16 protein-coding genes are annotated in these 21,080 nt (G+C 70.2%); 12 read left to right on the top strand and 4 right to left on the bottom strand.

The annotated features are described in order from the left end of the window. Positions 1-9: 9 nt before the first annotated feature. The 8 genes from ACP4E5_RS27150 to ACP4E5_RS27185 all read left to right on the top strand — a co-directional run bounded on the left by ACP4E5_RS27150 (position 10) and on the right by ACP4E5_RS27185 (position 10,166). Complete coding sequence (locus ACP4E5_RS27150; RefSeq protein WP_425833048.1) at positions 10-489, top strand: NUDIX domain-containing protein; 480 nt, start codon at positions 10-12, stop codon at positions 487-489. Between the two features lie 692 nt (positions 490-1,181). After that, a complete protein-coding gene (locus ACP4E5_RS27155; protein WP_425833050.1) occupies positions 1,182-2,015 on the top strand; it encodes an NAD(P)H-binding protein in 834 nt (277 codons plus the stop codon). 514 nt (positions 2,016-2,529) lie between these two features. Then, the gene (gene mtrA / locus ACP4E5_RS27160; RefSeq protein WP_306324333.1) at positions 2,530-3,219 is read left to right on the top strand and encodes a two-component system response regulator MtrA; all 690 of its coding nucleotides are present in this window, start codon (positions 2,530-2,532) and stop codon (positions 3,217-3,219) included. 1 nt (position 3,220) lies between these two features. Continuing rightward, positions 3,221-5,377: an MtrAB system histidine kinase MtrB gene (gene mtrB / locus ACP4E5_RS27165; protein ID WP_425833053.1), complete on the top strand. Its 2,157-nt coding sequence runs from the start codon at positions 3,221-3,223 to the stop codon at positions 5,375-5,377. Then, entirely contained in the window at positions 5,361-7,223 is a 1,863-nt protein-coding gene (locus ACP4E5_RS27170) for an LpqB family beta-propeller domain-containing protein (RefSeq protein WP_425833055.1), read from the top strand. The genes mtrB and ACP4E5_RS27170 overlap by 17 nt, the downstream gene beginning before the upstream one ends. A 126-nt stretch (positions 7,224-7,349) precedes the next feature. Then, positions 7,350-8,177 (top strand): ComF family protein, encoded by an 828-nt coding sequence (locus tag ACP4E5_RS27175; protein ID WP_425833057.1) that lies wholly within the window; start codon positions 7,350-7,352, stop codon positions 8,175-8,177. A 336-nt stretch (positions 8,178-8,513) separates the two neighbouring features. Beyond that, positions 8,514-9,209: a ribosome hibernation-promoting factor, HPF/YfiA family gene (gene hpf / locus ACP4E5_RS27180; protein WP_425833059.1), complete on the top strand. Its 696-nt coding sequence runs from the start codon at positions 8,514-8,516 to the stop codon at positions 9,207-9,209. A 204-nt stretch (positions 9,210-9,413) separates the two neighbouring features. After that, the gene (locus ACP4E5_RS27185) at positions 9,414-10,166 is read left to right on the top strand and encodes a response regulator (protein ID WP_425833061.1); all 753 of its coding nucleotides are present in this window, start codon (positions 9,414-9,416) and stop codon (positions 10,164-10,166) included. A 33-nt stretch (positions 10,167-10,199) separates the two neighbouring features. Here the strand turns inward: ACP4E5_RS27185 and ACP4E5_RS27190 are convergent, their stop codons facing one another. Further along, a complete protein-coding gene (locus tag ACP4E5_RS27190) occupies positions 10,200-11,387 on the bottom strand; it encodes a winged helix-turn-helix domain-containing protein (RefSeq protein WP_425833063.1) in 1,188 nt (395 codons plus the stop codon). A gap of 286 nt (positions 11,388-11,673) precedes the next feature. After that, the gene (locus ACP4E5_RS27195) at positions 11,674-12,246 is read right to left on the bottom strand and encodes a GNAT family N-acetyltransferase (RefSeq protein WP_425833065.1); all 573 of its coding nucleotides are present in this window, start codon (positions 12,244-12,246) and stop codon (positions 11,674-11,676) included. Positions 12,247-12,475: 229 nt separating this feature from the next. Here ACP4E5_RS27195 and secA point away from each other — a divergent pair, with 229 nt between their 5' ends. After that, positions 12,476-15,286 carry a preprotein translocase subunit SecA gene (gene secA / locus ACP4E5_RS27200; RefSeq protein ID WP_425833067.1) on the top strand — a complete coding sequence of 937 codons (2,811 nt, stop codon included), beginning with the start codon at positions 12,476-12,478 and terminating at the stop codon, positions 15,284-15,286. 102 nt (positions 15,287-15,388) lie between these two features. Here the strand turns inward: secA and ACP4E5_RS27205 are convergent, their stop codons facing one another. Next, complete coding sequence (locus ACP4E5_RS27205; protein ID WP_425833069.1) at positions 15,389-15,832, bottom strand: Rv3235 family protein; 444 nt, start codon at positions 15,830-15,832, stop codon at positions 15,389-15,391. A 270-nt stretch (positions 15,833-16,102) separates the two neighbouring features. On the opposite strand from ACP4E5_RS27205, the gene ACP4E5_RS27210 reads away from it, so the two are divergent. From ACP4E5_RS27210 to ACP4E5_RS27220, 3 genes are all read left to right on the top strand, one after another. Continuing rightward, positions 16,103-16,621 carry a DUF6912 family protein gene (locus ACP4E5_RS27210; RefSeq protein WP_425833071.1) on the top strand — a complete coding sequence of 173 codons (519 nt, stop codon included), beginning with the start codon at positions 16,103-16,105 and terminating at the stop codon, positions 16,619-16,621. Positions 16,622-16,664: 43 nt separating this feature from the next. After that, complete coding sequence (locus ACP4E5_RS27215) at positions 16,665-17,348, top strand: HAD family hydrolase (RefSeq protein WP_425833073.1); 684 nt, start codon at positions 16,665-16,667, stop codon at positions 17,346-17,348. A gap of 142 nt (positions 17,349-17,490) precedes the next feature. Then, a complete protein-coding gene (locus tag ACP4E5_RS27220) occupies positions 17,491-19,797 on the top strand; it encodes an ATP-binding protein (RefSeq protein ID WP_425833075.1) in 2,307 nt (768 codons plus the stop codon). 319 nt (positions 19,798-20,116) lie between these two features. Here the strand turns inward: ACP4E5_RS27220 and ACP4E5_RS27225 are convergent, their stop codons facing one another. Continuing rightward, positions 20,117-20,686 carry a DJ-1/PfpI family protein gene (locus ACP4E5_RS27225; RefSeq protein ID WP_425833077.1) on the bottom strand — a complete coding sequence of 190 codons (570 nt, stop codon included), beginning with the start codon at positions 20,684-20,686 and terminating at the stop codon, positions 20,117-20,119. Positions 20,687-21,080: the final 394 nt, after the last annotated feature.

Below are 21,080 nucleotides of genomic sequence, written 5' to 3' on the forward strand. Positions count from 1 at the left end.
CTCGACTGCATGGCAGTCAACGAGCACGAAGCGAAGATGGCGCATCCGCGCATGGCCGCGGGTGCGCTCTTCTTTGACCAGGCCGGACGCGTCCTCATGGTCGAGCCGACCTACAAGGACTACTGGGACATCCCCGGCGGGTACGTCGAAACCGGCGAATCTCCGTTGCAGGCTGCCGCGCGCGAAGTACACGAGGAGCTGGGGATCACTCCGCCCCTGGGGCGACTCCTTGCCGTCGACTGGGCGCCCAGTGACAGTGAGGGCGACAAGATCCTGTACCTGTTCGACGGGGGCGAGCTGAGCGCCGACGAGCTGAGCCGCATCACGCTCCAAGCCGACGAGTTGAAGAGCTTCGCGTACCTGGACACGGCCGAGATCGACGAGCACACGATTCCCCGACTGGCCCGCCGGATTCACGCGGCGGTGTCCGCACGCGGTACGGCCGCACCGGTCTACCTCGAACACGGAGAGAGCCCGAAGGCTGCGTAGCGGAGCGCGGACAAACTTTCCCTACATCATCAAGGGCTCGCTTCGCTCGCGTCCGGGCTGGCCGGCTCCCGGTCGAGGGGGCATGCCAACCCGACCGCCGGAGCCCCAGCCTGGAGGCCGACGGCCGCGAGTAGCCCGCACGCCACCGCCGCCACGATCCGACCCGAGAGGGAAAGAACAGGCGCGGCGAACTCAACGTGCCCAACCGCACGCCGGAACCGGGGCCTCAACCCGCGCTACCCAGGTCACAAGGATCGATCCGCAAGGAATCAGGGCCACACACAGCGTGGCGGCGCCGGGCGGACGCCGCCACGCGGCGCCCACCATGTCTACGCCAGTGGGCCCCGCGCGTCGCCGTCCGCCCGCGCCCACAAGGGGCGAAGAACCAAGCACGGGAGACGGCCAGGTCCGGCATCAAGGGCGAGAGGAAAGACGCTTTGTGCTACCGACAGGGCCGGATCGTGGCGACGCTGGCATGCGGGCCCACGCAGCCGAGTCCACCAGGAGGGGCTACGGCCCGAGCCCCTGCAACCGCCCGGACGCGCGCAGCTGTCGGCGTACACGTGAACAGACTCAACCGAGTACGGATGAACATGCCCAGCTACGGGCCGCCAGGCGCCTTCTTGACCTGAAGCGTGATTGAGGTTCTAGCGTGTCATCCACTTGATCGTCTGACGACGGGAAACACGCCCATGATCCTCGTGACCGGAGCCACTGGAAACATCGGCAGTGCGCTGCTGAAGGAGCTGCGTGCAAGGGGCGTCGGGCCGCTGAGAGGGCTTACCCGTGATGCCTCTCGGACCGTCTTCCCCGAAGGGACCGAGTCGGTGGAAGGCGACTTGGCGGAGCCTGCATCATTGAAGTCCGTACTGCAGGGGGTGCGCTCGCTGTTTCTTGTGCCGCGTCTGGGCTCGGACGCCGACATACTCGAAGCCGCCCGGCAGGCTGGTGTGGAGCACGTCGTGCTGGTGTCGTCCATCACCGTCGAGACCCACCCGCACCTCGGTCCCGCCGGCGAGAATCTGGCGGTGGAGCAACTACTCAAGGCAAGCGGCATGGCCTGGACGGTCCTGCGGCCGACGCAGTTCGCATCGAACTCCCTGATGTGGGCCGCTTCCATCCGCGGCCACGAGACCGTTCACGCGCCGTACGCCGAGACCGCGTTGCCAACCATCCACCCTGCGGACATCGCATCGGTGGCACGCGTGGCACTGACCGAGCCCGACCACCGCGGGCGCACGTATGCCTTGACCGGTCCAGAACCAGTGACCGCCCGACAGCAGGTCGAGGCCATCGCGACAGCACTGGGTCGGGAGGTTGCCTTCGCCGAAATCAGCCGCGAGCAGGCCCGCGCACAGATGGCCGCGGTCTTCGGGCCCGAGGCTGCGGAGGCGGTGCTCGACGTCACCGGCGGAGACGTGAACCACGAGCTACTGATGGTGCGCGACACGGTTTCACAGGTCACCGGAATGCCAGCCCACACGTTCCAGCAGTGGGCCTTGGAGAACGTCAACGCCTTCCGGTGAATCGCCTGGGCCTGAGTACGTTCAGGCGTACGCAGGTGCGCACTTTCGCGAGTACGCCGACAGCAGCGGCCCTTGAGTGATGCGGAGGTCGGCGCACGCCGGCCGCGGTCAAAGACGATGCCTCCGGCGGGGGCGCTCCGGCACCGGGGGCCGGGGGTAACGCTGTCGGGTGCGGACCCGTGGGTGGTTGCGAGGAGCTTCCGTCCCGTCCGCCGTCGACCCAGGCAGAGCCGAGCAGACACGGGCCCCGGTGTCCAGGTCGTTCGTACAGTGGCGCGCTCCACCTGGACACCGGGGCCCGCGCCCGCTCCACATACGTGTGGGTCGACGGCGGACGGGACGGAAGCTTGGTTGGGTAGTGGGCTGGTTCACGGGCAGGCTTCAGCTCGCGCCTGACATCCGTTACTGACATCAACGTCCGCGAACATCAGCAGACAGTGAGATCCGTGTACGACTATCGTCACGGGGCAGTGACCTCTCTCACCAGCACCTATGCATCTGTAACGAGAATGGGATGATGTGGTCCATGAAGGGACGAGTCCTTGTCGTCGACGACGACACCGCACTGGCCGAGATGCTCGGCATTGTGCTGCGTGGTGAAGGTTTTGAGCCGTCGTTCGTAGCTGACGGCGACAAGGCGCTGGCCGCTTTCCGTGAGACCAAGCCCGATCTGGTGCTGCTCGATCTGATGCTGCCGGGCCGGGACGGTATCGAGGTGTGCCGCCTGATCAGGGCGGAGTCCGGGGTACCGATCGTGATGCTCACGGCGAAGAGCGACACCGTGGATGTGGTGGTGGGCCTCGAGTCGGGGGCCGACGACTACATCGTCAAGCCGTTCAAGCCGAAGGAGCTGGTCGCCCGGATCCGGGCGCGGCTGCGGAGATCGGAGGAGCCTGCGCCGGAGCAGCTCGCCATAGGTGACCTGGTCATCGATGTGGCCGGGCATTCGGTGAAGCGCGACGGACAGCCGATCGCGCTGACGCCGCTGGAGTTCGATCTGCTGGTCGCGCTCGCGCGCAAGCCCTGGCAGGTGTTCACGCGTGAGGTGCTCCTCGAGCAGGTGTGGGGCTACCGGCACGCGGCGGACACGCGTCTGGTCAATGTGCACGTGCAGCGGCTGCGTTCCAAGGTCGAGAAGGACCCGGAGCGGCCGGAGATCGTGGTGACCGTCCGAGGCGTCGGTTACAAGGCAGGACCGAGCTGACGTGTCCCGAAACAGTGCCGCTTCGGCGCCCGGGGCCCCGGGGTCCCGCCCGGAGCGGCCTGTGGGACCCACGGCGGGACCGGCCGCCGCTCGCGGTTCACGGCTGCGCCGGGCCGTCGACAGGAGTCTGCTGCTCCAGGGCGGGATGAAGGGCAGCCCTGTGCTGCGCCTGTTCGCGCGCTGGGTGCGGCGTCCGTTGCTGCCCGCGATGCGGCTGTGGCGGCGGAACATTCAGCTGAAGGTCGTCGTCACGACGCTGCTGATGTCGCTCGGAGTCGTGCTGCTGCTCGGCATCGTCGTCATCGGCTCGGTGCGCAACGGGTTGCTCGACGCCAAGGTGAAGGCTTCGCAGAGCCAGGCCGAGGGCGGCTTCCGCGCGGCCAAGGACAAGGCGGACTCCGCCGCGGCAGGGGTGCGGGACGGCGCGTCCGGTGACAGTCGCACCACGTTGAACCCCAACAACTGGATGAGCGAGCTCGTCACGCAGCTCGCCAGTGGCGGCAAGGGCGCGTTCGACGTCGTGACCCTCAGCTCGAACGATGCCGACAGCGGCAACGGGCGGGCGCCGCGCGGCTCCGGTCTGGTGGACCCGAACCGCAGCGTGCCCGATGAACTGCGGGGGCAGGTCGACCGGATCGCCGGTGCGTCGCAGCAATACACCAAGATCGTTTATGACGGCGGCAAGGACCCGCAGCCGGGTCTCGTCGTCGGCAAGCGGCTCAACGATCCGCAGGGGCACGCCTATCAGCTGTACTACCTCTTCCCGCTGACGCAGGAGGAGAAGTCCCTCGGCCTGGTCAAGGGGACGCTCGCGACGGCAGGGCTCTTCGTCGTGGTGCTGCTCGGGGCCATCGCCTGGCTCGTCGTACGACAGGTGGTCACGCCGGTGCGGATGGCGGCGGGGGTCGCGGAGCGGCTCTCCGCGGGCCGCCTCCAGGAGCGTATGAAGGTCACAGGCGAGGACGACATCGCGCGCCTGGGCGAGGCCTTCAACAAGATGGCGCAGAACCTCTATCTGAAAATCCAGCAGCTCGAGGACCTGTCGCGGATGCAGCGGCGGTTCGTCTCGGACGTGAGCCATGAGCTGCGTACGCCGCTGACGACGGTACGGATGGCCGCCGACGTCATCCATGAGGCGCGGGTCGACTTCGATCCGGTGACCGCGCGGTCCGCGGAGTTGCTGGCGGACCAGCTGGACCGGTTCGAGTCGCTGCTGGCCGACCTGTTGGAGATCAGCCGGTTCGACGCGGGTGCCGCCGCGCTGGAGGCCGAGCCGATAGATCTGCGGGAGGTCGTACGGCGCGTCGTGGGCGGCGCCGAGCCGCTCGCGGAGCGCAAGGGCACGCACATCCGGATCGTCGGCGACGACCAGCCGGTGGTCGCCGAGGCCGACGCACGGCGTGTGGAGCGCGTGCTGCGCAACCTGGTGGTGAACGCCGTGGAGCACGGCGACGGCCAGGACGTCGTGGTGCGGCTCGCGACAGCGGGAGGCGCGGTCGCCGTCGCGGTGCGCGACTACGGAGTGGGGCTCAAGCCCGGCGAGGCGACCCGTGTGTTCAGCCGCTTCTGGCGGGCCGACCCGGCACGCGCGCGTACCACGGGCGGAACCGGGCTCGGCCTGTCGATCGCCCTGGAGGACGCGCGGCTGCACGGCGGGTGGCTCCAGGCGTGGGGCGAGCCGGGCGGCGGCTCACAGTTCCGGCTGACGTTGCCGAGGACCGTGGACGAGGCGCTGCGTGGCTCGCCGATACCGCTGGAGCCGGAGGACTCGCGGCGCAACCGGGGGCTCGGTGACGCCGGTCTTCCGGGAGCCGACGGCAAGAAGCTCGCCACCGTGCCGGCCCAGGCGCCGTCCGTATCGGCCAACGCCGCGATCGCCCCGCGCCACGCGCAGGCGGCGGTGTCAGCCGACCCCACGGCGCTGCCGGGCAGCGGCGCGCGCGTGGTGGCACGCGGCGGCGCGACGAGCGCGCCGCGGCGGACCGATGACCGCGCGGAGCACGGTGACCCGGGCGGGCACGGTGAGCGGACCGAGCGCGGTGGGCAGGGCGCGGCGGACGACGAGACGTCGGCGGAAACCGGGGCGCCCGCGCGGGCGCGTACGGAGCGGACCGCGGCGACATCGCGCGGTGAGGGGAGCGATGGCGGTCGTGGGTGAACAGCGGGTGCCGCGGCAGCGGCGCGGGATGCGGGCCGGGATGTTGGCCGGGTGCGGTGCGCTCGTGCTCGCCGGATGCGCGTCGATGCCGGACAACGGAGGCCTCGAATCGGTCGAGGCGTCGCAGCGCCCGGACTCGCAGGTGCGCGTCTTCGCCCTGCCGCCGAAGGACGACGTCGGGCCCTCCTCCATCGTCGAGGGCTTCCTGGAGGCGCTGACCAGTGACGACCCTTCGTACAGGATGGCGCGCAAGTATCTGACGCCGAAGGCGGCGAAGAACTGGGAGCCGGAACGGCAGACCGTCGTGCTCGACGAAGGTCCCGGCAAGCGGACCACGGACCGGCCGAATGCCGGGAACGACGGGCGCTCCTACCAGTTGACCGGGCATCAGGTCGCCACGGTCGACCAGCAGCAGGCGTATCAGCCGGAGGACGAGTCGTACCAGGGGGATCTGCATCTGACGCAGGTGAACACCTCCAAGGGCAAGCAGTGGCGGATCGATGCCCTCCCGGAGGGGGTCGTGCTCGGCGAGTCCGACTTCCAGCGGATCTACAGTTCCGTCAACAAGTACTACTACGCGGTGGATTCGACGGAGGGCGGCGAGGCCGGGCAGCGGCGTCTGGTCGCGGACCCCGTCTTCGTACGGCAGTGGACCGATCCGCTGACGGAGACCGTCAAGGAGCTGTTGCAGGGGCCGACGCGCTGGCTGAATCCGGTGGTGCGGACGGCGTTCCCGACGCACGCCGGGCTGAAGAAGGGCACCGACTCGCTGGCGCCGGACGACGCCAACAAGCTGACGGTGCCGCTGAACGAGGCGGGCAGCAGGGCCGGGCAGGCCAAGTGCAAGGAGATGGCGGCCCAACTGCTGTTCTCGCTGCGGGACCTGTCGTCGTCGAGCGTGAGCGAGGTGGAACTGAAGCGTTCCGACGGCCGGTTCATGTGTGCGATGACCGAGGACGGGGCGGACGCCCTCGCGGCGCCGCGCTCCACCGGGCGCGTTCCGGACCAGTACTTCCTCGACGCCAAGGGCCGCCTGGTGCGGATGCCCGGCAAGAGCAGGTCCGACAAGAGCCCCAAGCAGGTGCCGGGGCCGCTGGGCGAGGGTGAGCAGGTGCTGCGTTCCGTGGCCGTCTCGCGTGACCAGGAGCGTGCGGCGGGGGTCTCGAACGACGGGCGTTCGCTGTACGTGGCGTCGCTGATCTCGGGCGCCTCGCTGGGGGACCCGGTCGCACGCAGCCACGCCAAGGCGGAGAAGAACGGCTTCACGACGCCCAGTTGGGACGGGAACGGCGACCTGTGGGTGGCCGACCGCGACCCGAAGCACCGGCGGCTGCTGATGTTCGGACAGGGCCAGGCCGACAAGGTGCAGAAGGTCCGGGTCGACGGGCTCGGTGACGACGCCACCATCCAGACCGTGAAGGCGTCCGCCGACGGGGCGCGCATCGGGCTCCTCGTGGAGGAGAAGGGCACCACGTCGCTGTGGATCGGGCGTGTCGAGCGACACCCCGACGCGAACGGCGACACGGAGGTCTCGGTGAGCGAACTGCGCCAGGCCGCACCGCAGATGGAGGAGGTCACGGCCGTGTCGTGGGCGGGCGACAGCCGGCTCGTCGTCGTCGGCCGGGAGCCCGGTGGGCTGCAGCAGATGCAGTACGTACTGAGCGACGGATCGACGCCGACCGGGCAGGCGCTGCCGGGGCTGACGAGGGTCAGCGAGATTGCGGCGTCGGACAACGACGAATTGCCGCTGCTCGCGCACTCCGACGACGGGATCGTCCGCTTGACCTCCGGGGCGGCGTGGCAGTCGGTGCTGAAGGACGGTACGGCTCCGGTCTATCCGGGGTAGCGGCGCCGTCCGGCGTCTCGGGTGTCACCCGCACGAGCTCAACCCCTGTTCACAACCGTCGAGTTGTCCACAGGGCGTTGTCCACAGGGCTGGTCGGGCGGCCCGCGGGCCGCCACAGTGGTGGGTATGCGGGGGTGGTGGCAGGACCTCTCCGATCTGGTGCTGCCGGCCGAGTGCGCCGGCTGTGGCAGGTCTCGTACGACGCTGTGCGCGCGGTGCGCGGCGGCGTTGCGCGGCGCCGTGCCGGGCCGGGTGCGGCCGCGACCGGCTCCGCCGGGGATGCCGGTCGTGTTCGGCGCCGTCCCGTACCGGAACGCGGTGCGGGCCGTGCTCCTCGCCCACAAGGAGCGCGGTGCGCTCGGCCTCGCCCGGCCGCTGGGAGAGGCGCTCGCCGGGGCTGTGCGGGCCGGACTCGCGGACGGTGGGACCGGTGGGCGTGGCGGGGGCGAGCGGGCTCCTGGCGGGGCTGTGGGCCCCGTGACGCTGGTCCCTGTGCCGTCCGCGGCGCGGGCCGTGCGGGCGCGCGGGCACGACCCGACGCGGCGGATCGCGTACGCGGCGGCGGCCGAGCTGCGCCGGGCGGGTGTCGCGGCGCGGGTGCTCGCCATGCTGCGGCAGCGGCGTTCGATGGCCGACCAGTCGGGTCTGGACGCCCGGCAGCGGCTGGTGAATGCGACGGGTGCGTTGGAGGTGGTGGGCGGTGGCAGCGGGCTGCTCACCGGAATTGGCCGGATCGTGCTGGTCGACGACCTGATCACGACGGGCGCTTCGTTGGCGGAGGCGGCGCGCGCAATAGCGACCGCGACCGATTACGCGAAGATCGAGAGGGAACGCGCCTCGGGACGGGGCCGCTCCGAGGCTGGGCCGGGAAAAGCGGACGAGATCGGCAGGATGATGTTCCGGGCAGCTGTCGTGGCCGCGTCTCCGGATTCCTTCGAAATAAACCGGAACTAGTTGGCAATCTGCATCGTTGCAGGTAGAGACAGGGTTCATTCGCTCGGTTGGAGGTACGTGTCAGTAGAGGGTGCCGACAACCGTCCGGGCGAGATATGTTCGGTTGTGAGGAACTCGGCAGGAAAGGCGGGCGGCCGCCCCTCGCCATTGGATTGCTCTGTCAGCCGCATTGCACAGGCGTTTTCGCAATCCCCCGGCATGGTGAGTGGAGATCTTGTCCACGGGGGAGGAGGAGGTGGAAGTCACCGAGTCCGAGACTCCGGAAGTGGCCGGAGTCTGGTGCAAGAGGGAGATGCTCCGCCCAAGGAGCGGGGCTATCCGGGAACGGAGTTCTGCGTGGACATCGTCGTCAAGGGCCGCAAGACCGAGGTACCAGAGCGGTTCCGTAAGCACGTGGCCGAGAAGCTGAAGCTGGAGAAGATCCAGAAGCTCGACGGCAAGGTGATCAGCCTCGACGTCGAGGTGTCCAAGGAGCCGAACCCCCGGCAGGCGGACCGGTGCGAGCGCGTGGAGATCACGCTGCGTACGCGAGGCCCGGTGATCAGGGCGGAGGCCGCGGCAAGCGACCCGTACGCGGCGCTGGACCTGGCCACGGACAAGCTCGACGCGCGCCTGCGCAAGCAGCACGACAAGCGGTCGTCGCGGCGCGGCAAGCGGATCTCGGCGGCAGAGGTCGCCGAGCACGTTCCGGACGCCGCCCTGCTGAACGGGGACGGCACGATCGCCAAGGCCGAGGAGGCCGAGCCCGACGGCGTTCCGACCACCAAGATGGGATCGCTCGAGGTCAAGGGCGAGGGCCCGCTCGTCGTCCGTGAGAAGACCCACGTGGCGGCACCCATGACGCTCGACCAGGCGCTCTACGAGATGGAGCTGGTCGGGCACGACTTCTATCTGTTCGTCGACTCCGAGACCAAGGAACCCAGCGTCGTCTACCGTCGGCACGCCTACGACTACGGCGTCATCCACCTCAGCACCGACCCCATGGTCTCCCAGGTCAGGGGAGCCGACGCGGGCGACGCCATCGGCGGCTGACCACAACTGACACCCACTCATCGGGTGCCCCTGAGGTGCGTGTGCGCCCCCAGGGGCACCCTTGTGCGACCCCCTTGTGCACCGCACTGCCGTCACGCCGACGCCGGGGCATGAAATCATGGCCTGGCCGGGTCAACCGGCGTGCTGGTGCCTCGGGTTGGCGCGGCACAGGAAGACGGGCCGCGGCCTTCAGGGGGAGGAACGATGGCGGACAGCTTCGGACTGATGCGGGGCGAGGACGCCGGTGCCGGCGAGGACGGCGCCGACAGGGGGCCGGATGCCGGATCCTCGCGCGAGGAGCCCATCCGGGTGCTTGTGGTGGACGATCATGCCCTGTTCCGGCGCGGTCTGGAGATCGTCCTCAAGGCGGAGGAGGACATCCAGGTCGTCGGTGAGGCGGGCGACGGGGCGGAGGCCGTGGACAAGGCGGCCGATCTGCTGCCGGACATCGTCCTCATGGACGTACGGATGCCCAAGAGAGGCGGCATCGAGGCGTGCACCTCCATCAAGGAGGTGGCGCCCAGCGCCAAGATCATCATGCTGACGATCAGCGATGAGGAAGCCGATCTCTACGACGCGATCAAGGCGGGCGCGACGGGATATCTGCTGAAGGAGATCTCGACCGACGAGGTGGCCACGGCCATTCGTGCCGTGGCCGACGGGCAGTCGCAGATCAGCCCGTCCATGGCGTCGAAGCTGCTCACCGAGTTCAAGTCGATGATCCAGCGCACGGACGAGCGGCGGCTCGTGCCCGCGCCCCGGCTGACGGACCGGGAGCTCGAGGTGCTCAAGCTGGTGGCCACGGGCATGAACAACCGGGACATCGCCAAGGAGTTGTTCATCTCCGAGAACACCGTGAAGAACCATGTGCGCAACATCCTGGAGAAGCTGCAGCTGCACTCCAGGATGGAGGCCGTGGTGTACGCGATGCGGGAGAAGATCCTGGAGATCCGCTAGGGCGGGGTCTCCGGGGTCTCCGGGGCGAGGGCGCTAGGAGAGGGCTTCGATCAGGGACTTCTTCAGGGGCGCCGAATCCATGTGCTCCACTCTGACGCTGTCGCAGCCGACCCAGCTCGCTGCTTCGTGGAGTGCCGCGGCCACCGCCGGTACGGCCTTCGGGCCGTCCAGAGAGACCTGCTTGGCGACCAGCGTGCTGCCCGCGCGCGCGGGGTCCACGCGGCCCACCAGGCGGCCGCCGGACAGGACCGGCATCGCGAAGTAGCCGTGGATCCGCTTCGGCTTGGGGACGTAGGCCTCCAGGCGGTGCGTGAAGCCGAAGATCCGCTCCGTACGGGCGCGCTCCCAGATCAGGGAGTCGAAGGGGGACAGGAGCGTCGTGCGGTGGCGGCCGCGGGGCGCCGATTCCAGGGCCGCGGGGTCGGCCCAGGCAGGTTTGCCGCCCCAGCCCTCCACCGTCACCGGGACGAGGCCGGTCTCCTCGATCACCGCGTCGAACTGTTCGCTCTTCAGGCGGTGGTAGTCCGCGATGTCCGCGCGCGTGCCGACGCCGAGGGCCTGGCCGGCCTGGCGGACCAGGCGGCGGACGCACTCCGTGTCGTCGAGCTCGTCGTGCAGGAGGGCCGACGGGATCGCGCGCTCCGCCAGGTCGTAGATCCGCTTCCAGCCGCGGCGCTCCACGCAGACCACCTCGCCGTACATCAGCGCGCGCTCGACGGCGATCTTCGACTCGGACCAGTCCCACCACTCGCCCTTGTTCTTCGCGCCGCCCAGTTCCGTGGCGGTCAGGGGGCCTTCCGCGCGGAGTTGCTTGATCACCTGGTCGTACGCGCCGTCGGGGAGGTGGTGGTGCCAGTGGGGGCGGGAGCGGTAGGCGCGGCGGCGGAAGGCGAAGTGCGGCCACTCCTCGATGGGGAGTACGCAGGCGGCGTGCGACCAGTATTCGAAGGCGTGCGGGGCGGTGGACGGGGCCGTGCCCGGCGTCCAGTACGCCGACTCGACCTTGGTCCGGGGGACCGCGCCCAGGCGGGCGTAGGGGATCAGCTCGTGCGAGCGGGCGAGTACGGAGATCGTGTCGAGCTGGACCGCGCCGAGGTGGCGGAGTACGCCGCGGACGCCGGCCTTGCGGTCCGGGGCGCCGAGGAAGCCTTGGGCGCGGAGGGCGATGCGGCGGGCTTCGTCGGCGGACAAGGTGGCGGTGGGACGCGGCGAGGTCGTCATGGCCGGAACGATAGAGGTCGGGTCTGACAACGGGGCGTGTGGCGGGGTGAGCGCCGGGGTTGGCGCCGACGTATTGGTTGCGCGGCGCCGGGGGCCGCCTTGCCCACCCTGCCGCCCAAGGCGGCAGATTGCCCAAGGCGGGGCGGCGGATTGCCGGAGGCGGAGGCGATTGGTCGCCTTGGGCGGGGGCGCCCAGGCGGCGGCGTGGTCTCGGCCGGCGGGGCGGGGATGCGCCCTCTCGGGCCGTAGCCCCCGAAGGGGTGGGAGCCGTAGGCGGCGGGGGTGGTCAGGCAGGGGATGGGAGGTAGGGGAGGGGGGTTGGTAGGTCGAGGTCTGGGGGGAGGAGGGAGGCGAGCCAGCAGTCTCGTAGGACGCCCTTGTTGGGCATGGCGGCTCGGAGGGTGGCCTCCATGGTGAAGCCCGCGCGTTCCGCCACCGTGAGGGATCCCACGTTGCCGACCTCCGCGCGCCACTCCAGGCGCGGACAGGAGAGGTCGGTGAAGGCCCAGTGGGCCACGCCCAGGACGGCCTCCGTCATATAGCCGCGGCCGCGGAACCGCTTGGCCGTCCAGAAGCCGATTTCCCAGGAACCCGCGCGCGGGTGGTGGAGGGAGATCGCGCCGACCACCGGGCCGCGGTTCTCCGTACGTATCGCGAAGGTGTACTCCGTGTCACCGAGCCAGCCGTCCGCGACGACACGGTTGATGAAGTATTCGGCGTCCACGCGCGCGTAGGGCGAGGGAATCGTGGTCCAGCGCTGGATGTCGGGATCCTGGGCCGCGGCGTACACCTCGTCGATGTCGGTGGGCACGAACGTGCGCAACTGCAGGCGGTCGGTGGTCAGCGTCACGGGGTCCATCGCCCGATTCTGCTCGGCGCGCGACGGGGGCGCCATGACTTTTCATGGCCCGTACCGGCACCTTCGCGGTGGCCCGAGCGTTGGACCTGATGGCAGACCTCCCGGCGCGGTGGGGTCCTCGCATACGATGGCCGTTGCTCAAGTAGTGCTCAGTAGTTCCCAGTAATACCTAGAAGTTTTCAGAGAAAACCGACCGTGCCAGGCCCGACCGGCAAGGAGACCAACCCCCGTGTCCGTCCTCCAGAAGATCATGCGTGCAGGCGAAGGCAAGATCCTGCGCAAGCTGCACCGCATCGCGGACCAGGTCAACTCCATCGAAGAGGACTTCGAGAGTCTCTCCGACGCCGAGCTGCGCGCACTCACGGACGAGTACAAGCAGCGGTTGGAGGACGGCGAGACCCTCGACGACCTGCTGCCCGAGGCGTTCGCCACTGTCCGTGAGGCCGCCCGCCGCGTGCTGGGCCAGCGCCCCTATGACGTGCAGCTGATGGGCGGCGCCGCGCTCCACCTCGGTTACGTGGCGGAGATGAAGACCGGTGAGGGCAAGACCCTGGTCGGCACGCTGCCGACGTATCTGAACGCGCTGTCCGGCAAGGGCGTCCACCTGATCACGGTGAACGACTACCTGGCCGAGCGCGACTCCGAGATGATGGGCCGCGTCCACAAGTTCCTCGGCCTGTCCGTCGGCTGCATCCTGGCGAACATGACGCCGGCGCAGCGCCGCGAGCAGTACAACTGCGACATCACGTACGGCACGAACAATGAGTTCGGCTTCGACTACCTCCGCGATAACATGGCGTGGTCCCAGGACGAGCTCGTCCAGCGCGGCCACAACTTCGCGGTGGTCGACGAGGTCGACTCCATCCTCGTCGACGAGGCCCGTACGCCGCTGATCATCTCCGGCCCCGCCGACCAGGCCACGAAGTGGTACGGCGACTTCGCCAAGCTCGTCACCCGCCTCAAGAAGGGCGAGGCGGGCAACACGCTGAAGGGCATCGAGGAGACCGGCGACTACGAGGTCGACGAGAAGAAGCGCACCGTCGCCATCCATGAGCCGGGTGTCTCCAAGGTCGAGGACTGGCTCGGGATCGACAACCTCTACGAGTCCGTGAACACCCCGCTCGTGGGGTACCTGAACAACGCGATCAAGGCCAAGGAACTCTTCAAGAAGGACAAGGACTACGTCGTCATCGACGGCGAAGTCATGATCGTCGACGAGCACACCGGCCGTATCCTCGCCGGCCGCCGTTACAACGAGGGCATGCACCAGGCGATCGAGGCGAAGGAAGGGGTGGACATCAAGGACGAGAATCAGACCCTCGCCACGATCACCCTGCAGAACTTCTTCCGCCTCTACGACAAGCTCTCCGGCATGACCGGTACGGCGATGACCGAGGCCGCCGAGTTCCACCAGATCTACAAGCTGGGCGTCGTCCCGATCCCGACGAACAAGCCGATGGTCCGTGCGGACCAGGCCGACCTGATCTACCGCACCGAGGTCGCCAAGTTCGACGCGGTGGTCGACGACATCGCCGAGAAGCACGCCAAGGGGCAGCCGATCCTCGTCGGTACGACCTCCGTGGAGAAGTCCGAGTACCTGTCGCAGCAGCTCTCCAAGCGCGGGGTTCAGCACGAAGTGCTGAACGCGAAGCAGCACGACCGTGAGGCGACGATCGTCGCCCAGGCCGGCCGCAAGGGCGCCGTCACCGTCGCCACGAACATGGCGGGTCGTGGCACCGACATCAAGCTCGGCGGCAACCCGGACGACCTCGCCGAGGCCGAGCTGCGCCAGGCCGGTCTCGACCCGGTCGAGCACGTCGAGGAGTGGGCGGCCGCGCTGCCCGCCGCCCTGGAGAAGGCCGAGCAGGCGGTGCGGGCCGAGTTCGAGGAGGTCAAGGACCTCGGCGGGCTCTACGTTCTCGGTACGGAGCGGCACGAGTCGCGGCGTATCGACAACCAGCTGCGCGGTCGTTCCGGCCGTCAGGGCGACCCGGGCGAGTCCCGTTTCTACCTGTCGCTCGGTGACGACCTCATGCGGCTCTTCAAGGCGCAGATGGTCGAGCGCGTGATGTCGATGGCCAACGTGCCGGACGACGTCCCGATCGAGAACAAGATGGTGACCCGCGCCATCGCCTCCGCCCAGTCGCAGGTCGAGCAGCAGAACTTCGAGACGCGTAAGAACGTCCTGAAGTACGACGAGGTGCTCAACCGGCAGCGCGAGGTCATCTACGGCGAGCGCCGCCGCGTCCTGGAGGGCGAGGACCTGCACGAGCAGGTGCAGCACTTCATGGACGACACGATCGACGCCTACATCGGTGCCGAGACCGCCGAGGGCTTCGCGGAGGAGTGGGACCTCGACCGGCTGTGGGGCGCGTTCAAGCAGCTCTACCCGATCAAGGTCACCGTGGAGGAGCTCGAGGACGAGGTCGGGGACCGTGCCGGTCTCACGGCAGAGTTCATCGGTGAGGCCGTCAAGGACGACATCCACGCGCAGTACGAGTCGCGCGAGGAGCAGCTCGGGTCCGAGATCATGCGTGAGCTGGAGCGCCGGGTCGTGCTGAGCGTGCTCGACCGCAAGTGGCGTGAGCACCTCTACGAGATGGACTACCTCCAGGAGGGCATCGGCCTGCGCGCCATGGCGCAGAAGGACCCGCTGGTCGAGTACCAGCGCGAGGGCTTCGACATGTTCACCGCCATGATGGAGGGCATCAAGGAGGAGTCCGTCGGCTACCTGTTCAACCTGGAGGTCCAGGTCGAGCAGCAGGTCGAGGAGGTCCCGGTCGCGGACGCGGCGCCGGTCGCGAACCTGGAGAAGCAGGACGCGGTGCCGGCGCAGGCCGGGGGCCGTCCGGAGATCCGGGCCAAGGGCCTGGACACTCCGCAGCGCCCCGACCGCCTGCACTTCCAGGCGCCGAACGCCGAGGGCGGTGTCGACGAGGGCGACTTCGTGACCGAGGGCGGACCCACGCGGTCCTCGGCGGACGGCATGACCCGCGCGGAGCGGCGCAAGCAGCAGAAGGGTCGCCGCCGCAAGAAGTGACGCGACACCGCGCGTGACGCGGCGTGTGAAGGGGCTGGGCACGGGGTGCCCGGCCCCTTTTCCGTTGTCCGAGCCCCTGCGCCACCACGGCGGTCGCGGAGGTCACGTACCGCGCGGCGGTCGGCCCCCCAGTTCCACCGCTGTGCAGCGCCACCGCTGGTCCTCGCCCAGGGCGAGGCGGAAGGCCAGGGCGTGGAGGCGGGGGCCGACCGCGATGCGGGCGAACACTTCGTAGCTGCCGGGGGCGGGTTCGAAGTGGCCGATGCCGTGGACGGTCGGGCGGGGGCCCGCGCCGGGCAGCAGGGCGCGGCGTTCCACGAGCCACAGCAGATCGTCGAAGGCCTGGTGCGCGGCGTGGCGGGCGAACCAGTGCAGGGGCCTGTCGCCGCTGAGCACCAGGAGCAGGCGCTGCGTGAACAGCTCGGTGGGGTGCGGCGGGATCCGTGGCGGGACGCGGCGCGGGCCCGCGCCGGGGCGGCGGCTGTCGCGGCGCGTGGGCGGCCGGGTGTTCGCGCGTGGTCCCCGCCTGTTCATGATCTTCTGCATGACGTCTCCCGATACCGGCCGGTAACTCCTCGTGGGGATCTTGTACGAGGCCGGGGGGTGTGGCGGCAAGGGCAGGTGGGCGGCGCCGGGGCGCGGCTGCGGGTTCGCCTATCAGGGTGACCGGGCCGGCGTGCGGGCCGGGCTGCCGGGGGCGTACGGGGGGCGGCCGCGGGCTGGCGTTGACGTGCGGGCGGACGCGGGCGGCGGCCCGAAGGGGGACGCCCCCACGTATCCTGAAGCCCCCGACGCAGAGCAGAAAGCAGCCGGACCATGCGCGTGTACGTACCTCTGTCCCTGCCTCGACTCGCAGAGGCGTACAAGGCCGGCGAGATCGGGCCCGCGCCCGTCACCGCCTTCGCCGTGACGCCCGCGCTGCGCGAGTGGTACCTGTCGGAGGACATCGAGGAGCTGGAGTACGCGGCGCTGGGCAGGGCCGCGCTCGCCTCGCTGCGGCTCGTCGCCGCCGACCCCGCGGCCGCGCGCCGCCGGGTCGTCGTCGCCGTGGACGTGCCGGACCGGGCCGCCGTCGTCGACCCGGACCGCGGGCTCGAGCAGAGCGCGCTCGGCGAGCTGACGGTGCGCGAGTCCGTGCCGCTGGCGAAGGCCGCCGCCGTGCACGTCGACTCGGGCGACGCCGACGCCGATGTCACGGCCGCCGCAGAGGCGCTCGCCGCGGCCGACCGGGGCGACGACGACGCGCAGTTCGTCGTGGACGGCGCCGAGGACCACGACCTGCTGTGGTTCGCCACGCAGGAGATCCCGGGCCTCCTGGGCGAGGGCGGCCACTGAGCCACTGAGGGAGAGCCGCCTCGGGGGCGGGTAGTTTCTTGTCATGGGGAGGCACGTCGGGATGCACACGGGCACACACATCGTCTGGGACTGGAACGGCACGCTGTTCCACGACAACGAAGCCGTCATACGCGCCAGCAACGCGGCGTTCGCCGCGGTCGGTCTCGAACCGATCACGCTGGAGAAATACCGCGAGCTGTATTGCATCCCCATCCCCAAGTTCTACGAGCGGATGATGGGCCGGCTGCCCACCGAGGCCGAGTGGACGGCGATGGACGACGCGTTCCACCAGCACTACACGCGGTACGCGGTCGACTGCAGGCTCACCGAGGGCGTCGAGCTGCTGCTGGCCGGCTGGCAGGAGGCCGGGCGCAGCCAGTCCATCCTCAGCATGGCCGGGCACGAGGAACTCGTGCCGCTGGTACGCCGGTTGGGGATCGCCGAGCGGTTCGTGCGCGTCGACGGGCGGACGGGCCCCTCCGGCGGCAGCAAGGCCGAGCACATGGTGCGGCACCTGGGGGTCCTCGACGGAGTGGCCCCGGAGCGGACCGTGGTCATCGGGGACGCCGCCGACGACGCGGTGGCGGCGATCGCCGCGGGCGCGCAGGCCGTCCTCTACACCGGCGGCTCGCACAGCCGGGGCAGCCTCGAAGGGGTGGGCGCTCCCGTCGTCGACACCCTGGCGGACGCGGTGCGCGAGGCCGAGCGGATGGCCGCGGCGGCCTGAGCGGCGCGCCCGCGGCCGTCAACCGGAGCGGTGAACAAGCCCGTATCCGCCGCCTTTTGCAAGGACCCGGTTCACCCTCCGCTGTCGGCTGCGTACGCTGTGCTGGGGCCAGTGGCGCGGCGATACGACGGGGGCGAGAGTCATGGGTTTCGGGTTCGGCCAGCGGCGGGGCGGTCAACTCCCCGTAGAGGTCACCACGTTCGTCGGAAGAGCGGCCGAACTGGCCGAGGTGCGCGCCGGGTTCGAGCGCGCACGCCTCGTCACCCTGGTGGGCCCGGGAGGCGTCGGCAAGAGCCGTACGGCGATGCGGGCCGCGGGCGGGCTCGCCGAGCGGTTCCCGGACGGGGTGTGGCTCGTCGAGCTGAGCGCGCTGCGCGACCCCGAGCTGATCCCCGTCACGCTGGCCGCCGTGCTCGAACTGCCCGAACAGGCGGGCATGGAGCCGCTCGACGCGGTCGTCGCGCATCTTCAGGGGCGTCGGCTGCTCATCGTGCTCGACACGTGCGAGCACCTCGTCGACGCCTGCGCCATGCTCACCGACGTGCTGCTGCGGGAGGCGGCCGACGTCAGCGTGCTCGCCACCAGCCGGCAGCCGCTCGACGTGCCGGGGGAGCGCTGCTGCGCCATCGCGCCGCTCGCCCCCGACGACGCGCTGGAGCTGTTCGTGCAGCGGGCGTCCGCCGTGGTGCCGGGGTTCGCCGTGGACGAGGCGAACCGGGAGCAGCTCGCGGCGCTCGCCCGGCGGCTCGACGGGATCCCGCTGGCCATCGAGCTGGCGGCCGTGCGGCTGCGGGCGGTGCCCCTCGAACACCTGGTGCAGCGGCTCGGGCAGCGCTTCGAGGTGCTCACGGGCGGGCGCCGCACCGCGCTGACCCGGCACCAGACGCTGCGTACGGCCATCGGCTGGTCGCACGAGTTGTGCACGCCCGAGGAGCGGCTGCTGTGGGCGCGGCTCTCCGTCTTCGCGGGCTCCTTCGACCTGGCAGCCGCCGAATTCGTGGGCGCGGGCGGCGAGTTGGCGAGCGGGGGCGTGCTGGAGCCGCTCATCGGCCTCGTCGACAAATCCGTCGTGCAGCGGATCGGGGAGAACGGCGGGCGGTACCGAATGCTCGACACCATCCGCGAGTACGGCGCCGAATGGCTGGAGGAGGCGGGGCAGTCGGCCGCCGTGCGACAGCGGCACTCCGCGTACCACCGAGGGCTCGGACAGCGTTACTGGGACGGCTTCCTGACGTCCGATCAGGTTGGCCACTACCAGGTGCTGCGCGCGGCGCGGGCCGATGTCCGGGCCGCGCTCGAATACGCCTACCAGGACCCTGATTCGGTGGCCGCGGGCGTGTGGTTCGCCGCGCAGCTCGGCCCGTACTGGCGGGCGGTCGGCCTGCTCTCCGAGGGGCGGTACTGGATCGAGAAGGGGCTCGCGCTCCTCGGCGAGGTGGGGCAGGAGCAGGCGTGGGGGCGGTTCATGACCGCCCTGTTCTCGGTGTGGCAGGGGGATCTGCCGGGCGCGCTCGAACTCTTCCACCGGGCCGTCGACATCGCGCGCCGCTCGGGCAACGACCGGGTCGAGCTGTTCTGCGACGCGTATCTGGGCGGCCTCGGCGCGCTGTGCGGGGAACCCGAAGGGCTCGACGCCATGGAGGACGCGCGACAGCGGCTCCTCGCGCGCGAGGACGGCCTCGGCATCGGCGTCATCCACTACGAGGCGGCGCTGCTGCTCGGCGTGCTCGGGGACACGGACGGCGCGCTCGCCCTGTGCCGCACGGGCCTCGCCCACCTGGAGAGCACGGGCGAGCGGCAGCTGTACGGGTCCACGCTCATGGTGCAGGGGCTCATCCTCTGGTTCGCCGGGGAGCGCGCGGACGCCGTCGCCTCGCTGTGCCGGGGCCTGGAGGCCGCGGCCGAGATCGACGAGGTGCTGGTCGCCGCGCTGTGCTGCCTCGGGCTCGCCTGGTCCGCCGCGTACGACAAGCGGCAGGTGCGGGCGGCGTGGCTGCTCGGGTACGCGGAGAACGCGCGGCGGCTCGGGGGCGGCGACCCGGTCGGGATGCTGCCGTCGCTCTTCGAGGAGCAGGAGTCCGTGCGCGGCGCGGTGCTGCTGGCCCTGGGCGAGGAGGAGTTCGGCCGGTGGTGGGGCGTGGGGGCGCGGCTGTCGGGGGCGCAGGTGCTCGACGCCGTACGGTCCGGGGCCGACGCGCCGCCGGTGGTGCGGGTGCCCGCGGCGCGTGTGGGCGGGGTGGACGCGCTCACACGGCGGGAGCGGGAGGTCGCCGCGTTGGTGGCGGAGGGGATGTCCAACCGGGAGATCGCCGAGCGGTTGGTGATCTCCAAGCGGACGGCGGATGCGCATGTGGAGCACATTCTGGCGAAGCTGGGGGTCGGCTCCCGGACGGAGATCGCGGCGATTGCCTCCGGCGGTGGTCCGGGGAGGCAGCCGGATCGTGCGTAGCCCTGTCGGGGTGGACGTCGCGGGGCTCTGCCCCGGACCCCGCGCCTCAATCGCCGGCGGGGCTGATTCGTAGGTATACGGATCCCATGTCCCTGTACGCAGATGCGTATACGGCTCCCGGCCGATACCGATGCCGGGGGATCCCCGTGCACGTCAGGCTGTACAGGTGTCGCGTGCTCTGGAGGAACGGCGCGGCGGGGCGCCGGACGGCAATGGTCAACTCCCCACGGCTGTCGTGGCATCGGCCCCTCGTCGCAGCGTCCGGGGCACGGCGCGTTTCGGTGGCTGCCCTCGTCGGCGGGGCAGCCACCGCACTCACCTACCTGCCGGCCGGCGCCTTCGCCCGCAGCACCGTCAGGAACTCCCGCATCCAGGCCGAGTGGTCCGGCCAGGCGCGGGCGGAGACCAGCGTGCCGTCGACGACCACCTCCGCGTCCCGGAAGGTGGCACCCGCCGCCTGCATGTCCGTCTCGAGCGCCGGGTACGCCGTGACGCGCCGCCCCCGCAGCCCGTCCACCGCCGCCGTCAGGAGCGGGCCGTGACAGATCTGCGCGACGGGCCTGTCGGTGTCGAAGAAGGACTTGACGATCTTGCGCAGCTCGGCGTCGCCGCGCAGATACTCCGGCGCCCGGCCGCCCGGAATCACCAATGCGGCGTACTGGCCCGGATCGACTTCGGAGAAGGCCAGGTCGGCGGGCCAGGTGTAGCCGGGCTTCTCCGTGAACGTGTCGAAGCCGGGTTCGAAGTCGTGCACCACGAACCGGAGCTTCTTGCGGGTCGGCGCCGCGATGTCGACGTCGTACCCCTCCTCACGCAGCCGCTGGTACGGGTAGAGGACCTCCAGCGACTCCGCCGCGTCGCCGGTGACGATCAGGATTTTGGGTGCCATTGGTCACACACTCTCCTCGCCGGGATCCGCCGTGTCGTCCGCCCAACGTGTCGCCGCGCCGCTCCACTGGCAAGAGCCCGTACTACGCAAGGCCTTCAGGGGTTCTGTGCAGAGTGTCAAAGTTCGACCCCCTGTTTTGTACACAAGCGGCTCATGACGATGCCCCCTGAGGGAGCGATAGCCTGGTCCCGTGATCAGCGCGATATCTCGCGGGGGCATCGTCGCCCCCTGCCCGCGCCGGGAGATCACGACCTGCCACAGCGGTCGTGCCCGGCGCCGAGTCGCTGATCATTTCGGGCGGATGGCCTCTTCGTTGAAAACGGCGCATTGTCGTCCACCCATCTCTCATCCGGGCATAACGTCGTCTCAGACCGGACACCCCGCGTCGAGGCGT

Source organism: Streptomyces fractus, from assembly GCF_049844455.1.
GTDB lineage: Bacteria > Actinomycetota > Actinomycetes > Streptomycetales > Streptomycetaceae > Streptomyces > Streptomyces fractus.

Bases quoted from the DNA above. Each gene is read 5' to 3' on its own strand.
- ACP4E5_RS27150 (WP_425833048.1), top strand. From the start codon at position 10: ATGGCAGTCAACGAGCACGAAGCGAAGATGGCGCATCCGCGCATGGCC.
- ACP4E5_RS27155 (WP_425833050.1), top strand. From the start codon at position 1,182: ATGATCCTCGTGACCGGAGCCACTGGAAACATCGGCAGTGCGCTGCTG.
- mtrA (WP_306324333.1), top strand. From the start codon at position 2,530: ATGATGTGGTCCATGAAGGGACGAGTCCTTGTCGTCGACGACGACACC.
- ACP4E5_RS27170 (WP_425833055.1), top strand. From the start codon at position 5,361: ATGGCGGTCGTGGGTGAACAGCGGGTGCCGCGGCAGCGGCGCGGGATG.
- ACP4E5_RS27175 (WP_425833057.1), top strand. From the start codon at position 7,350: ATGCGGGGGTGGTGGCAGGACCTCTCCGATCTGGTGCTGCCGGCCGAG.
- ACP4E5_RS27185 (WP_425833061.1), top strand. From the start codon at position 9,414: ATGGCGGACAGCTTCGGACTGATGCGGGGCGAGGACGCCGGTGCCGGC.
- ACP4E5_RS27190 (WP_425833063.1), bottom strand. From the start codon at position 11,387: ATGACGACCTCGCCGCGTCCCACCGCCACCTTGTCCGCCGACGAAGCC.
- ACP4E5_RS27195 (WP_425833065.1), bottom strand. From the start codon at position 12,246: ATGGACCCCGTGACGCTGACCACCGACCGCCTGCAGTTGCGCACGTTC.
- ACP4E5_RS27205 (WP_425833069.1), bottom strand. From the start codon at position 15,832: ATGCAGAAGATCATGAACAGGCGGGGACCACGCGCGAACACCCGGCCG.
- ACP4E5_RS27210 (WP_425833071.1), top strand. From the start codon at position 16,103: ATGCGCGTGTACGTACCTCTGTCCCTGCCTCGACTCGCAGAGGCGTAC.
- ACP4E5_RS27215 (WP_425833073.1), top strand. From the start codon at position 16,665: ATGGGGAGGCACGTCGGGATGCACACGGGCACACACATCGTCTGGGAC.
- ACP4E5_RS27220 (WP_425833075.1), top strand. From the start codon at position 17,491: ATGGGTTTCGGGTTCGGCCAGCGGCGGGGCGGTCAACTCCCCGTAGAG.
- ACP4E5_RS27225 (WP_425833077.1), bottom strand. From the start codon at position 20,686: ATGGCACCCAAAATCCTGATCGTCACCGGCGACGCGGCGGAGTCGCTG.